The 12632-nt window shown below is 69.9% G+C and carries 14 protein-coding genes and 1 tRNA gene; 9 read left to right on the top strand and 6 right to left on the bottom strand.

The window, feature by feature from the left end; all coding sequences use genetic code 11:
- The first annotated feature begins 36 nt into the window (after positions 1–36).
- Together MKK88_RS18675 and MKK88_RS18680 are read left to right on the top strand one after the other, a co-directional pair.
- Entirely contained in the window at positions 37–360 is a 324-nt protein-coding gene (locus tag MKK88_RS18675) for a hypothetical protein (RefSeq protein ID WP_244002317.1), read from the top strand.
- A gap of 155 nt (positions 361–515) precedes the next feature.
- Positions 516–1430 carry an NAD(P)-dependent oxidoreductase gene (locus MKK88_RS18680; protein ID WP_244002319.1) on the top strand — a complete coding sequence of 305 codons (915 nt, stop codon included), beginning with the start codon at positions 516–518 and terminating at the stop codon, positions 1428–1430.
- Positions 1431–1558: 128 nt separating this feature from the next.
- Here MKK88_RS18680 and MKK88_RS18685 read toward each other — a convergent pair whose 3' ends face one another.
- From MKK88_RS18685 to cobU, 5 genes are all read right to left on the bottom strand, one after another.
- On the bottom strand, positions 1559–1735 hold the full coding sequence (locus MKK88_RS18685) for a hypothetical protein (protein WP_244002321.1): 177 nt from the start codon (positions 1733–1735) through the stop codon (positions 1559–1561).
- Between the two features lie 101 nt (positions 1736–1836).
- Entirely contained in the window at positions 1837–3183 is a 1347-nt protein-coding gene (locus MKK88_RS18690) for an MFS transporter (RefSeq protein ID WP_244002322.1), read from the bottom strand.
- Positions 3184–3262: 79 nt separating this feature from the next.
- Complete coding sequence (locus tag MKK88_RS18695) at positions 3263–4705, bottom strand: cobyric acid synthase (protein ID WP_244002324.1); 1443 nt, start codon at positions 4703–4705, stop codon at positions 3263–3265.
- A gap of 23 nt (positions 4706–4728) precedes the next feature.
- Positions 4729–5331, bottom strand: coding sequence for a cob(I)yrinic acid a,c-diamide adenosyltransferase (cobO, locus tag MKK88_RS18700; RefSeq protein ID WP_244002326.1), 603 nt, complete (start codon positions 5329–5331; stop codon positions 4729–4731).
- Positions 5328–5855, bottom strand: a complete 528-nt coding sequence (cobU, locus tag MKK88_RS18705; RefSeq protein WP_244002328.1) for a bifunctional adenosylcobinamide kinase/adenosylcobinamide-phosphate guanylyltransferase — start codon at positions 5853–5855, stop codon at positions 5328–5330. The genes cobO and cobU overlap by 4 nt, the downstream gene beginning before the upstream one ends.
- 106 nt (positions 5856–5961) lie before the next feature.
- On the opposite strand from cobU, the gene MKK88_RS18710 reads away from it, so the two are divergent.
- From MKK88_RS18710 to MKK88_RS18740, 7 genes are all read left to right on the top strand, one after another.
- Positions 5962–6037, top strand: a tRNA-Glu gene (locus tag MKK88_RS18710).
- 79 nt (positions 6038–6116) lie between these two features.
- Positions 6117–6683 carry a hypothetical protein gene (locus tag MKK88_RS18715; protein ID WP_244002329.1) on the top strand — a complete coding sequence of 189 codons (567 nt, stop codon included), beginning with the start codon at positions 6117–6119 and terminating at the stop codon, positions 6681–6683.
- Between the two features lie 80 nt (positions 6684–6763).
- Positions 6764–6964 carry a helix-turn-helix domain-containing protein gene (locus MKK88_RS18720; RefSeq protein ID WP_244002332.1) on the top strand — a complete coding sequence of 67 codons (201 nt, stop codon included), beginning with the start codon at positions 6764–6766 and terminating at the stop codon, positions 6962–6964.
- Positions 6964–7602 (top strand): hypothetical protein, encoded by a 639-nt coding sequence (locus MKK88_RS18725; protein WP_244002333.1) that lies wholly within the window; start codon positions 6964–6966, stop codon positions 7600–7602. The genes MKK88_RS18720 and MKK88_RS18725 overlap by 1 nt, the downstream gene beginning before the upstream one ends.
- Before the next feature lie 130 nt (positions 7603–7732).
- Positions 7733–10447 carry a DUF3987 domain-containing protein gene (locus MKK88_RS18730; protein WP_244002335.1) on the top strand — a complete coding sequence of 905 codons (2715 nt, stop codon included), beginning with the start codon at positions 7733–7735 and terminating at the stop codon, positions 10445–10447.
- Between the two features lie 210 nt (positions 10448–10657).
- The gene (locus MKK88_RS18735) at positions 10658–11278 is read left to right on the top strand and encodes an HGGxSTG domain-containing protein (RefSeq protein WP_244002337.1); all 621 of its coding nucleotides are present in this window, start codon (positions 10658–10660) and stop codon (positions 11276–11278) included.
- 12 nt (positions 11279–11290) lie between these two features.
- Positions 11291–11671 carry a hypothetical protein gene (locus MKK88_RS18740; protein WP_244002339.1) on the top strand — a complete coding sequence of 127 codons (381 nt, stop codon included), beginning with the start codon at positions 11291–11293 and terminating at the stop codon, positions 11669–11671.
- Positions 11672–11868: 197 nt separating this feature from the next.
- On the opposite strand, the gene MKK88_RS18745 is transcribed toward MKK88_RS18740, so the two are convergent.
- On the bottom strand, positions 11869–12552 hold the full coding sequence (locus MKK88_RS18745) for a recombinase family protein (protein WP_244002341.1): 684 nt from the start codon (positions 12550–12552) through the stop codon (positions 11869–11871).
- Between the last annotated feature and the right edge of the window lie 80 nt (positions 12553–12632).

Raw genomic sequence — 12632 nt, forward strand, 5'->3', positions numbered from 1 at the left:
AAGCCGGGACATCACGGACGAATCTGGAGGACGAACATGTCGAACGGACTGTTCCAGAACCTGCCGGGCTCCAACGAGATGGCCGGTCTCTATGCCCTGCCGACGGAGCCGTGGCTGCTGCCGATCTCGGATCGCGCCGTCGAGGCCGCGGGCAAATCGGCCGAGGAGCTTCAGGCCGCGGTACGGCGGGCTGCACGCCCGTTCTGGGTGGCTGCCAACGGGCTCTGCGTTGCCCTTGGCCTCGCTCTGGTCATGCAGTGCGCCACCGGCTGGATGCCGACGGCACCCCGCAGCGCCGTGACGGTGGCGCAGGCGACCCCGCCGACCATCGCTCCGCAGACGGCGTCGCTGCAGCGCTAAGCCGCTTCACAGGACGGAAGTTCAGGGCCGGTCCTCCCCAGGGACCGGCCTTTTTCGTGCCCGGTTGCCGCATCCCATGCGGGGATGCCCCAATCCATCCTGGCCTTGGCACGATCCGCGCTCCCGGCGCATCGTGACAGTCAAGGGAGAGGCCGATGCGCGCGATGTTCGTGGATGCCAGCGAGACGCTGGCGGCGGTGGCACGCCGGCTGCTACGGCCGGACGACCCGCCCTTTGCGATCCACGCGGATCCCGCCATCACCCCGCAGGACCTGCCCGGCCTCCTGGCCGGGGCCGAGATTGCGGTGATCGACCACACCGCCCTCCCCCTCGACGTGGCCCGCGCCTGCGCCGGGCTGAAGCACGTGGTGTTCCTGGGCACCGGCGCGCGCAGCTACATGGACCCGGAGGCGCTTGCGGCCGAACTCGGCATCACGGTCCACACCATCAAGGGCTACGGCGACACGGCGGTGGCCGAATGCGCCTTCGCGCTGATGTGGGCGGCGGCCCGAGGCCTGGCCGAGATGGACCGGGCGATGCGCGCCGGATCCTGGCTGCGCACCGAAGGGATGCAGCTCACCGGCAAGACCGTCGGCCTCGTCGGGTTCGGCGGGATCGCGGCCGAGATGGCGCGGCTCTGCCGGGGTGTCGGCATGCGGGTGCTCGCCTGGAACCGCACGCCCAAGGTGCATCCCGATGTCGCCTTCGTGCCCCTGGAGCAGCTGCTCGCCGAGAGCGACGTGGTTTCGCTCCATCTGCTGCTGACCGACGCGACCCGGGGCTTCCTCTCGGCCGCCCGCATCGCCGCGATGAAGCCCGGCGCCCTCCTGATCAACACCGCCCGGGGCGCGGTCATCGACGAGGACGCCCTGGTGCAGGCCCTGCGCACGGGCCATATCGCACAGGCCGGGCTCGACGTGTTCACGGTCGAGCCCCTGCCGGCGGATCATCCGCTGGCCGGCCTGCCGAACGTCACCCTCTCGGCGCATTCCGCGTTCCGGACGCCCGAGGCCAGCGCCAACCTGATCGGCGCCGCCCTCGACCATTGCCGGCGGATCGCCGCCGGCTGAGGGTGCTCCGGTCCCGGTTTCGAAAGGGCGCGCCCGTTCGCGGGTCCAGGGCAGAGCCCTGGTCGGGGCCCTGCCCCGACACCCCGCCAAAGGGCTTCGCGCCCTTTGGAAACCCGGACTTCAGGTGCTCAGTGCTCGGTGCCCGGCATGTTCGGTCGCGGCTCGCCGCCGTGGTGGTGGATCACGTTGGAACGCTCCGGGCTGCCCTTGGCGTTGGCGACCTGCTTCCGGGCCGCGGCGGCCAGGAACCAGATCCCGCCGAGCGTGCCGAAGGCGAGGATCATGAGCGGAAATCCCTGGCTCATCGCGGTGCCCTCCTTGACGATGGCCCGCAGGCGCGCGGGTTTGCATCATCGTGCCGGCCTTACCGGCACGATGAACGATAACGCACGAACCCGCCGCGTGTTCAGACCGTCCGCGTAGCCTGCGGGACGACCCGCTGCGCCGTGTCCCGGCGCAGGGCGGTGAGCACCACGAACATCAGGCCGGCCCCCACCGCGAGGCAGATGGACAGGAACAGCATCGGCACGAGGTCGCTCTGCGTCTGATCGCGGATGAACGGCACCGCGTTCTGCGCGATGAGGCCGCCGAGATTGCCCACCGAGTTGATCGCCGCGATTCCCGCCGCCGCCGTGGCGCCGCGCAGGAAGGTCCCGGGCATCGACCAGAAGACCGGCTGTGCCGAAAACGTCCCGGCCGCCGCCACGCACAGGCAGGCGAACTTCACGGCGTTGCCCGGCAGGATGACCGAGAGCGCGAGCCCCGTGGCGCCGACCAGAGCCGGTCCGACCACATGCCAGGTCAGCGCATTGCCCTGCGCGTTGGTGCGGGCGGCGTGGCGCGGCACCCACCACAGGGCGACGGCCGTGGCGGTCCAGGGGATGATGTTGAGCAGGCCGTTGGTCAGGTTCGAGACGCCGAACCCCTTGACCACCGTGGGCAGCCAGTAGCCGAGGCCGTAGGCGGCGAGCGGCAGGAACACATAGATGCCCGCCAGCATCAGCACGCGCCTGTCGAGGAGCGCCGCGAACGGGTTGCCGTGGTCGACATGGCCCCCGGCCTCGCTCTCGGCCTCGAGCGTCCGGCTGAGCCAGTCGCGCTGGGCCTGCGACAGCCAGCGGGCGGTCTCAGGGCCATCCGGCAGGACGGCCAGCACCACGAAGGCCATCAGGATCGCCGGCACGCCGGTGGCCAGAAAGACCCATTGCCAGCCCGCCAGCCCCCAGACCCCGTCGAGGCCGAGCAGCGCGCCGCCGACCGCCGCGCCGACCGCGTTGGCGATGGCGCTGGCGATCATGAACCCGCCGATCATCCGCGCCCGGTGGGTCTGCGGGAACCAGAGCGTGAGGGCGAACAGCACCCCAGGGAAGAAGCCGGCCTCCGCGACGCCGAGCAGGAAGCGCAGCACGTAGAACATCGCGGCGTTCTGGGTGAAGCCGAGGAGCACCGTGACGAGGCCCCAGGTGATCATGATCCGCGCGAACCAGATCCGCGCCCCGACCCGCTCGAGGAACACGTTGGCCGGCACCTCGAACAGGAAGTAGCCGAGGAAGAACAGCGAGGCTCCGAGCCCGTAGGCGGTCTCGCTGAGCCCCAGGCTGCCGACCATCTCCAGCTTGGCGTAGGAGACGTTCTGCCGGTCGATATAGGCGATCAGGTAGAGCAGCCCGAGGAGCGGCATCAACCGCAGGGTCACCGTGCGGACGGTGCTCGCGGCGAGATCCGCCCCGGGCGGGGCTTGCGTGGACGGCATTGGCGTTCCTCTGGGCGGTCGCGGCCCTTCGTGGCGAGGGCCGGCGAATACGCAGAGTAATCGCTGGCTCGTCCCGCGGCTACCGGGCGAGGGCCAGGAGGCGGTCGCAATCGACATGGGCCGCGATGTGGTGCGCGAGCCCGTCGAGGGCCGCCTCGACCCCGGCCTCGTAGCCGGTGGCCTCCGGGGCTGTCCCGAGGCGCACGAGCCACGCGGCCCGCTGGGCGTCATCGGCGAACAGGCCGTGCACGTAGGTCCCGGCCACCAGGCCGTCCGCCGAGATCGCCCCGTCCAGGCGCCCATCCGCGAGGCGCAGGAGCGGCCGGGCGGCGTCGGGACCCTCGGTGGCGCCGATATGCATCTCGTAGCCGGAGAACGGCGCGCCGTCGGGCAGGCTCGTGCCGGTGACGGCGGCGAGGCGCTTCTCCGGCGTCATCACGGTTGCGACGTCGAGGAGCCCGAGGCCCGGCACCGTCCGCGGCGCCCCCTCGATCCCGTGCGGGTCGGCGAGGCTTTGGCCCAGCATCTGGTAGCCGCCGCACAGCCCGAGCACCCGGCCGCCCCGGCGGACATGGGCGCGCAGGTCGATGTCCCAGCCCGCCTGGCGAAACGCCTCCAGGTCGTCGATCGTGGTCTTGGAGCCCGGCAGCAGCACGAGGGCGGCCTCGGCGGGGATCGGCATGCCGGGCCGGACCAGCACCACCGACACGCCCGGCTCCGCCCGCAGGGGGTCGAGATCGTCGAAATTGGCGATCCTTGGCAGCACCGGCACCGCCACCGTGACGGCCCCGGACCTGCGGGATTCCGAGCCCGCGAGCCCCAGCACGTCCTCCGCCGGCAGGCGGGCGGCGGCGGGGAAATGCGGCACGAGGCCCAGCGCCGCCCAGCCGGTCTTCCCGGCGATCAGCCGCATCCCGTCGGCGAACAGGCTCGGATCGCCCCGGAACCGGTTCACGATGAAGCCCACGATCATCGCGGCATCCTCGGGATCGATCACCGCCTTGGTGCCGACGAGGCTGGCGATCACCCCGCCCCGGTCGATATCGCCGAGCAGCACGACCGGCGTGTCGGTGGCCCGGGCGAAGCCCATATTGGCGATGTCGCCCGCGCGCAGGTTGACCTCGGAGGCCGAGCCCGCGCCCTCGACGAGGACCAGATCGGCCTCGTCCCCGAGGCGGGAAAAGCTCTCCAGGACGGCCGACATCAGCCGGGGTTTCCAGGCCTGGTAGTCGCGCGCCTTGACGGTGGCGACCATCCGGCCCTGCACCACCACCTGGGAACCGACCTCGCTCTGCGGCTTCAGCAGCACGGGGTTCATGTGGACGGAGGGCGCGACCCGGGCGGCCCGGGCCTGGAGCGCCTGGGCCCGGCCGATCTCGCCGCCATCCTGGGTGACGGCGGCGTTGTTCGACATGTTCTGCGGCTTGAACGGCCGGACCCGCAGACCCCGCTCCGTGAAAGCGCGCGCCAGCCCCGCCACGAGCAGCGACTTGCCGACATCAGAGCCGGTGCCCTGGATCATCAGGACCTTGGTCCGCGGCGGACTCAGAACTCGATCCCTTCCTGCGCCTTCACGCCGGCGGCGAAGTGGTGCTTCACGCTGCCCATCTCGGTGACGCAATCGGCGGCGTCGATCAGGGCCGGCTTGGCGTTGCGGCCGGTGACCACGACGTGCAGATCCGGCCGGCGCGCACGCAGGGCGTCCAGCACCGCGTCGAGGTCGAGGTAGTCGTAGCGCAGCGCGATGTTGAGCTCGTCGAGGACGAGGAGGCGGATCGTGGGATCGGCCATCAGCCCCGCGGCGACGTCCCAGGCGTGGCGGCAGGCGGCGATGTCCCGGGCCTTGTCCTGCGTCTCCCAGGTGAAGCCCTCGCCGAGGGTGTGCCAGACGACCCGTTCGCCGAAGGCCGCCACGGCGTGGCGCTCGCCCGTATCCCAGCCGCCCTTGATGAACTGCACCATGCCGACCCGCCAGCCCCGGCCGAGCGCCCGCAGCATCAGCCCGAGCGCCGCCGTGCTCTTGCCCTTGCCGGGGCCGGTATGGACCATCAGCAGCCCCTTCTCGAGGGTCTTCTCCGCCACCTCGGCGTCCTGCACGGCCTTGCGCTTCTCCATCTTCGCGCGATGGCGGGCTTCGTCCTCGTTCATGCGGGGGCTCCGGGTTTCACGATGAGGGGCAGCCCCGCCACGGTGAGCACGACCCGGTCGGCCTCCGCCGCGAGGCGCTGGTGCAGGCGTCCGGCCGCGTCGCGGAACCGGCGGGCCAGCGCGTTGTCGGGCACGATCCCGAGCCCGACCTCGTTGCCGACCAGCACCAGCGGGCCCGGGGCACGGGCGCAGGCGGAAACGAGCCGCATTGTCGCGTCCTCCAGATCGGCCTCCGCCAGGATCAGGTTGGTGAGCCAGAGGGTGAGGCAATCGACCAGAACCGGCCCGTCGGCCTCCGCGATAGCCTCCGGCAGGGCGAGCGGCACGTCGCGGGTACGCCACGCCTCCGGCCGCCGCGCGCGATGCTGCGCGATGCGATCGACCATCTCGTCGTCGAAGGCCTGGGCGGTGGCGAGGTAGAGCCACGGCCCGGGACAGGCCTCGATCAACGCCTCCGCGTAGGCGCTCTTGCCGGAGCGCGCCCCGCCGAGGACGAGGGTCATGCGAGGGGGCGGTTGCGGCATGTCCCTCCATCGCGCCAACCCGGCTTCCGGTCAAACCCGGACGATGTGGCGCTTCGGCGGTTGCCGGACGCCCCCGGTCCGACTATAGAACCCCGGCCTAGCCAGAGCGCCCTTCGTCTAGCGGTCCAGGACGTCGCCCTTTCACGGCGAAAACACGGGTTCGATTCCCGTAGGGCGCGCCAACAAAATCAGGCACTTAGCTGCCATGATAGCGATTTCGGCGCGTTTCGTTGTCGAAATCGTTGCAGGCGGATCGGCGCGATGAGCCCTCGAAAGCCCGAGCTTACCGCCCGCTGGTCGACCGGCCGAAAGGTCGACGCCGGCAGGGATGCGCTCGATTTCCTCGCCGCTGAGGCCAAACGCTACGGCCTCAGCGGCGAGGAAATCGAGGAACTGAAGCACGCCCTCGCGCAGGACAAGCCCGCGGCTCGAATGCTTCTGGCGAAGATGAGGCTGACTCGCGAGGCGCTGTTCGGTCCGGGGCGTCCAAAGGACACTCCGCGGCTGCTCCTGATCAACGCGGTTGTCCGAGACCTGATGGAAGCGGGACGAACGAAAGCGCAGGCCTTCAAAGAGGCACCTCCGTATCTCGCCGACCCTCGGCTGAGAAAGAAGCACGGCATCGGTGTCGCCGTGCCGGGGACGGCGCACGGGAAGGGTGGTGACAGGCCGAACATGACGCCCGGTGCCGTCGCCGACGCGTACCGCGACTTTCAGTCGACTTTGGGGGAGCGCTTCTTCGACGTGATCGAGAATGAGGCGGGTGTGGAGCCCGAGGACCGACCCGACGCGATCGAGGCTGCAGGACGGAACACGGGCGCCGGATAAACGCGCCCACATCCGCCGTGTTATAATCCGGTGTATCGGCACGTACCGTCTCAGCGCATCACGAACCGCTGAGACCGCCGATGTCCCACAGAAGCCAGCCCGCCACCTCCGCCGCAACGCTCTCCGTCGAGGAGCTTGCCGACTACTTCCGCATCTCGCGCACGGGCGTCTACCGCCTGTTCGAGCGGGGCGATCTGAAGCCCCTCAAGATCGGCAGCCGCACCGTCATCCGCCGTGTCGACGCTGACGCCTTCCTCGCCGCCCGTGCGGGAGCCGCGTGATGACCGGCACCGTCACGATCCGACCTGTGACCTTGCGAGACCTCGGTATGTCACCGGGGGCCATCGCCGCACGAGCCATGTTTGCCGAAGTCTCTGAGAAGATCGGCGCGCGAAAGGCCATGCGGGGCAGAGCCGCGTTCGACGGCATCGAATACGTCGTCGACGACGTCCTCACCTTGCCGAAGCCCGGCGAGGCCGGGAAGGCGATTCGTGTCCTCGACGACGTGTTGCCGGGCGAGGCCGTCGTTCTCCTGACCGACCCGCATCCGCGGCATTATTTTAATGTCGCGCAGGTATGGATCCACACGATTTCCGCTGCGCGTGACCGCAGGCTTACCGCCGGCACGCGCCGGAGACGCGCCCTGGCGCTTGCGCGCGGCGTATGGCGCGATGCCTTGGGTCCTGCCGAAAACCGGCGACCACTGGAGATCCAGCAGCGTACGCTCATCGAGCTTGCGGCGCTGATCCTCGACGACACCGGCTTAGCGCAGCTCGGCTCGATGACGGGTGCCGTGCCGCTGGTTTCCCTGGTGGTCGATACGCGCGCGGCCAGACCGACCGCCGAGAACATCCACAGTCTCGTGATCCCGCTGTCCGGCCCGTCGCTCGGGACCGCGCAGACGGCAGGGAGCGCCTGATCGGCCCGCGCTGACCGGCGCCGTTTCCGAAGCGAAGCGGCGGCTCCCGCACCACCGGGAAGCCGCCGCTCCGTCCCTCAACCCTGTACGCGGGCGCCGGCCAGCACCGCCGCCCGTCGGGAAAAACATCATGGACGCCGCCAACTATGGTCCCGGCCGGTCCGAGGCACAACCCGTCGAAACCGTCGCGACAGGGACGGGCGAGACGCCGCCCATGAAGCGCCCCTGGAACACCCCCGAAGCAGTGGCCTTCGCCTTCGACCTCATCGGCCCAGGTCGCTTCAACGTCGCGGCGATCGATCCCGAGACGGGGAGTTGTTACGGGAAGACCTTCACGCTGCCGGCCGAGTGCGCTCAGCTCGCAACTTGGATCGAGGCACGGCAGGGTAAGTTCAACTTACACTATGCGCTGAACGAGCCGGTCGCTTCAGACCAGCAGCAGGGAAATTCGGGACGGATCCGGCGCGAAGACTTGAAGGCCTTGCGCGGTGTCGTGCTCGACCTCGACCCGTCGAAGGAGATCGAGGCGCAGCCCGGCGGGTTTGATCGGGAGCGCCAGCGGCTGCGGGGTCAGTTGCAGCGCTGGGCGACGGATCCGAAGGGCCCGGGCGCGATCGTCGACAGCGGCGGCGGCGTCCAAGCCGTGTTCCTGTTCTCTGAACCGCTGCCGGCCACCCCCGTGAACATCGCTGCCGTAGAGCGGCAGGCTAAAGCTCTCGCTCGCCACTACGGCGGCGACGCCACGAGCGATGCCGTGCACCTGTTTCGGCTGCCGTGGACGGTCAACCTGCCGAACAAGCCGAAGCGGGATCGCGGGCGCGAGCCGGCGCTCGCACAGGGTTTAGTCTGTAAGCCCAAGCGATTTCACACGCTCGACGAGCTTGCCGCCCTGGCGCCGCCCGTCGCCGTCGAGCCGAGGCCTGTCGCCGCGAAGGCGCCCGAAATCGATTTCGGTCCAGCATGGGAGGCCGTCGGCGATCCGGACGCTCTGCCGCCGGAACTCGCCGAGCGCTTGGCGAAGATGCGCACCGGAAGTCTGAGCCTCGACAGGCTTCTGAACACCGAGGCCGCGGCGGTGACCGACCGCTCCAAACACGACTTCGCCATCGCGGCGGCGGTGATCGAAGGCGGCTTGATCGACCCTGCCCAGGTTGCAGCCGTCGTCGTCGCCTACTCGCCGGACAAATTCGAGGAGAGGGAAGACCGGCACGGCAGAGCGAGCGCCGAAAGCTACCTGAGCGGAACGGTGCTCAAGGCACTGGCGCGCTTGGGGCCTCAGCGCTTCTTCCACGTGATCGAGGACGAGGACGAGGCCGAGACCGGCACCGAGCCCGCTCCGCGCACCGCAGGCGCCGTGGGTTTCGGCGAGCCGGAGGACATCTTCGGCAGTGACGATCCGGCCGAGCTTTCCACACCCCCTGATGGGAGCCTGCCGGATGTGGTCGCCCCCTTCGTGCACACGGTCGCCGTACAGATGGGCGTGCCGGAGAGCTTCGTGGCCGTGGCAGCCGTAGCGGCCCTCGCCGGCACGATCGGCAACGCGCTTACCGTGAAGGTCAGGGAACACAGTGCGGATTTCACGCAGCCGGCATCGCTCGCCGTCGTCATCGTCGCCCGGCCGGGCCGGAAGAAGTCGCCGACCATCGCCGCGGCCCTGGCGCCCATCCGTGCTCTGGACCGAGAACTGCACCGGGCGTCGGGGCTGAAGCGTGCGGCGTGGCGCGCTGCACACTGTACGCCGAAGGGCGCCCCCAAGGCCGGAGCGCCGCCGCAGCCGCCCGAGCTTCAGATCGGCGTCGACAATGCGACGGTGGAGAAACAGGTCCGCATCCACGCCGACAACCCGACCGGCATCATCCGGCATCCGGACGAACTGTCCGCGTTCCTCGGAAGCTTCGGCGCCTACAAGAAAAGCGGCGACGGCGACCGCGGCATGTTCCTGACGATGCTCGACGGCGGCCCCGCAGCCCTTGAGCGGGTCAGCGGAACGGTCAGGGCGGAACGGGCGCTGATGGGCCTGATCGCCTCGACGCAGCCGGACAGGATCGCGAAGCTCGCCCGAGACCTCGGCAGCGACGGCCTCCTTCAACGGCTCATCCCGATCATGGATGACGGCGCCGAGCGTGAACCACTCGACGAGCCGGCCGACCCGGACGCCGCGACCGACTACGCTCGCGCCGTGCGCGGCATGTATGAGATCCGGAACACGGGCGGCGGGACGGTGTACCTGTCGCGGGAAGCCCGTACGATCCTGACGGCGACGTGGCGGCGGATCCGTACCTTGAGCGCAATCCCCGGGGCGTCGGCCGCGTGGGAAGGCCACGTATCGAAGTGGGAAGGCTTCCTGTACCGGATCGCCCTCACGTTCCACGCGCTCGATACGTGGGTGGTCCTCGACAGCGTGCCGACCGGGCCGGGCGCGCCGGTAACGGCCGAGACCGCGCATCGAGCGTCCCGGTTCGCTCTGTTCCTCGTGCGGCACGCGCTCCGGTTCTACGGCGAGTTCTACGAACCGGCAGAGCACAACGCCGAGGCGCGCGAGATCGCCGGGTATCTGCTCACGCGTCCGGACATACTGTCCGTCACGCCGCGCGACATCGAAAGGGCCCGCCGGTCGCTGCAAGGCGAGCGCCGCCGCACCCTGGCGGCGATGGAAGCCCTTGAGAACTTCGGATGGGCTTCAGTCGCCGAGCGCGGTGCGGACGGACCGTCGCGCTGGACGATCAACCCAAAGATACACGAACGGTTCGCGGCGCACGCTAAGCGCGAAACGGTGCGGCGAGCGCAGGCAAAGGCCCAATTGTCAGCGGCATTGTTGACGCTGAAGGGGCTGCGCGATGCGTGAACCCCGAAGAGCGTCAACAACGTCCCTCGTGCGCGTGAGATACAGATTTCTTTTTGGCCTTCCTTATCTACCGCACCCCCCATTCTCCGGTTCTCCGCTGCTTCAAGATCTCTCCGCGCGCACGCGAGGGACATTGTTGACGCACTGCCGGGAGGCACCCCCATGCGGGGTGTGGAAGATCCGCGCGCAACCTCTCGGAGCAACACCGTAATGCCCCGGCGCCCACCCCCACGCACACGAGCGGCAAAGTCGACACGTCGCGGCGGCGGCCACTGCGCGCCGGACTTTCCGTCCATCGGCGCCAAGGCCCTCCGGCGCTATCACGCCGAGCGGCATCTTCACCCCTTCTGTGGTGCGCTCGCCAAGTCGACCGGCGAGCCGTGCCGGCGGACGCCCGCCAAGGGCCGCACGCGGTGCAGACTCCACGGCGGTGCCACGCCGCGCGGCGACGGGCCGGCCGGCTGGCACACGCCCGGCTTTCCGGACGGCCTTCCGACGGGCAAGCCGTGCAGCGACGCCCTCAAGGCCTGGACGCGAAGAAAGCGGCGCGCCGAGATCGCGGCCATGTCTTCTGAGGAGCGCGCGCGGCTCGAAGAGCGGCGACAGGCGATCAAGCCGGGCAGTACGGCCGAACGGGCGCGCAGGCGCCGCAATCTCGACGCGCGCCGCTGGCTCGAAGAGATCACGCGCGAGCCGGGTTCTGCGCCGACGCCGGAGCGGATCGAGCTGGCGGCGCTGCGCGCGAAGGCCGTCGCCCATCTTGCACGCCTCGACGCGGAGCTTGCGGCGAGGCCCGACGATGAACCGCCGGCCGGCGGACTTTTCGACTGAGAGGATGCGACCATGGATGTCGACGCCAAGGCTCGCGAGGCCAGCGCGGTACGCGCCGCCGCGATACACCGGGTGCGTACCGAAGGCGCGGAGGTTGCTGCCCGCACCCTGATCGAGATATCCGGCGATCGCACGGCGCCGAAGAATGCGCGCGTAGCCGCAGCGCGGGCCCTCGCCGAAATGAACGGCCTCGCTTCGCGCGAGGGCGATGGCCTCAACAAGCCGCTCCACGAGATGACGCCCGCCGAACTCGCCGCGGCCCGCGCGCGGGTGGTGGCGTATCTTGCCGAGTTGGACGCGCCGACGATCGAGGGCGAAGCGACCGATGTTTCGGCAGATCCGCTCGCTCTCGACTGCCCGGAGCATCACGCGGCTGGCGGTCTGTTCGACTGAGCTTGGGCGCGTTCGGAGACGGCAGGCGTACCGTGCGCGGACAGGAGGGCTTGAGACCCACAGCGCCGCGAGCCGCCCTATCACGTCGCGCGAAGGCGTCTCGCGGCTCCACGGCTCGGAAAACGCATTCCGCGGCTATTCGGACAGCCCCAGCGGACGCCATCGCGACGATTACAGGCGCAGTGTGGTCTCTCGGCTCAAGAGGCGGGCGCTAGACGGGCGCGCAGGCGCGCCACCGCAGTCGGCGTCCACGTGCCGTGCCCGCTTGGCGTCGGAATGTTCTCGGCCGTCAGCGAGGCCGCGACGGCGCGCAGCGATGCGGTACCGTTCGGATCGATGCGTGCGAGAACGGGTGCCAGCGCCTCGGCCTGCGCGTCGGCGTTGCGCCCGCGAGCGGCCCGCGCCTTCGCCGTATCAGCCGCCGTGCCGGCCCGCCCGCGGAATCCGCCGAGCGCCTGCCCGCGCGCCTTGGCCGCTGCCAATGCCGCCTTCGTCCGGACTGAGATCATCCGGCGCTCTTCCTCGGCGACCACAGCCATGATGCCGACGGTCATCCGGTTCGCCGACGGCATGTCACAGGCGACGAAATCCACGCCCGCCTTGCTGAGGCCCAGGAGGAAGTGAGCGTCACGTGCCAGCCGATCGAGCTTGGCTACCACCAGTGTGGCGCGGTGCGCGCGGCAGAGTGCCAGGGCCCGGGCCAGCTCTGGCCGCTCGCCGTTCGCACCGCTCTCGACTTCGACCACTTCGGCAACCAGGTTCCAGGCGCCGCCGTTCAGATAGTCCGTGACGGCCGTGCGCTGGGCCTCCAGCCCGAGACCGGACCGACCCTGCCGATCCGTACTCACGCGCAGGTAGGAGATGAACCGTCCGTTCGCCATCGAAGTGCCGTATCACTGTCTGCATCGCTCGTTGCTCACAATGATACAATCTTACCTCGCGATCAACGCCGTCCAAGAGC

Origin of the sequence: Methylobacterium sp. E-005, from assembly GCF_022829725.1 — a bacterium.
GTDB lineage: Bacteria > Pseudomonadota > Alphaproteobacteria > Rhizobiales > Beijerinckiaceae > Methylobacterium.

Bases quoted from the DNA above. Each gene is read 5' to 3' on its own strand.
- MKK88_RS18675 (WP_244002317.1), top strand. From the start codon at position 37: ATGTCGAACGGACTGTTCCAGAACCTGCCGGGCTCCAACGAGATGGCC.
- MKK88_RS18680 (WP_244002319.1), top strand. From the start codon at position 516: ATGCGCGCGATGTTCGTGGATGCCAGCGAGACGCTGGCGGCGGTGGCA.
- MKK88_RS18685 (WP_244002321.1), bottom strand. From the start codon at position 1,735: ATGAGCCAGGGATTTCCGCTCATGATCCTCGCCTTCGGCACGCTCGGC.
- MKK88_RS18690 (WP_244002322.1), bottom strand. From the start codon at position 3,183: ATGCCGTCCACGCAAGCCCCGCCCGGGGCGGATCTCGCCGCGAGCACC.
- MKK88_RS18695 (WP_244002324.1), bottom strand. From the start codon at position 4,705: ATGATCCAGGGCACCGGCTCTGATGTCGGCAAGTCGCTGCTCGTGGCG.
- cobO (WP_244002326.1), bottom strand. From the start codon at position 5,331: ATGAACGAGGACGAAGCCCGCCATCGCGCGAAGATGGAGAAGCGCAAG.
- cobU (WP_244002328.1), bottom strand. From the start codon at position 5,855: ATGCCGCAACCGCCCCCTCGCATGACCCTCGTCCTCGGCGGGGCGCGC.
- MKK88_RS18715 (WP_244002329.1), top strand. From the start codon at position 6,117: ATGAGCCCTCGAAAGCCCGAGCTTACCGCCCGCTGGTCGACCGGCCGA.
- MKK88_RS18720 (WP_244002332.1), top strand. From the start codon at position 6,764: ATGTCCCACAGAAGCCAGCCCGCCACCTCCGCCGCAACGCTCTCCGTC.
- MKK88_RS18725 (WP_244002333.1), top strand. From the start codon at position 6,964: ATGACCGGCACCGTCACGATCCGACCTGTGACCTTGCGAGACCTCGGT.
- MKK88_RS18730 (WP_244002335.1), top strand. From the start codon at position 7,733: ATGGACGCCGCCAACTATGGTCCCGGCCGGTCCGAGGCACAACCCGTC.
- MKK88_RS18735 (WP_244002337.1), top strand. From the start codon at position 10,658: ATGCCCCGGCGCCCACCCCCACGCACACGAGCGGCAAAGTCGACACGT.
- MKK88_RS18740 (WP_244002339.1), top strand. From the start codon at position 11,291: ATGGATGTCGACGCCAAGGCTCGCGAGGCCAGCGCGGTACGCGCCGCC.
- MKK88_RS18745 (WP_244002341.1), bottom strand. From the start codon at position 12,552: ATGGCGAACGGACGGTTCATCTCCTACCTGCGCGTGAGTACGGATCGG.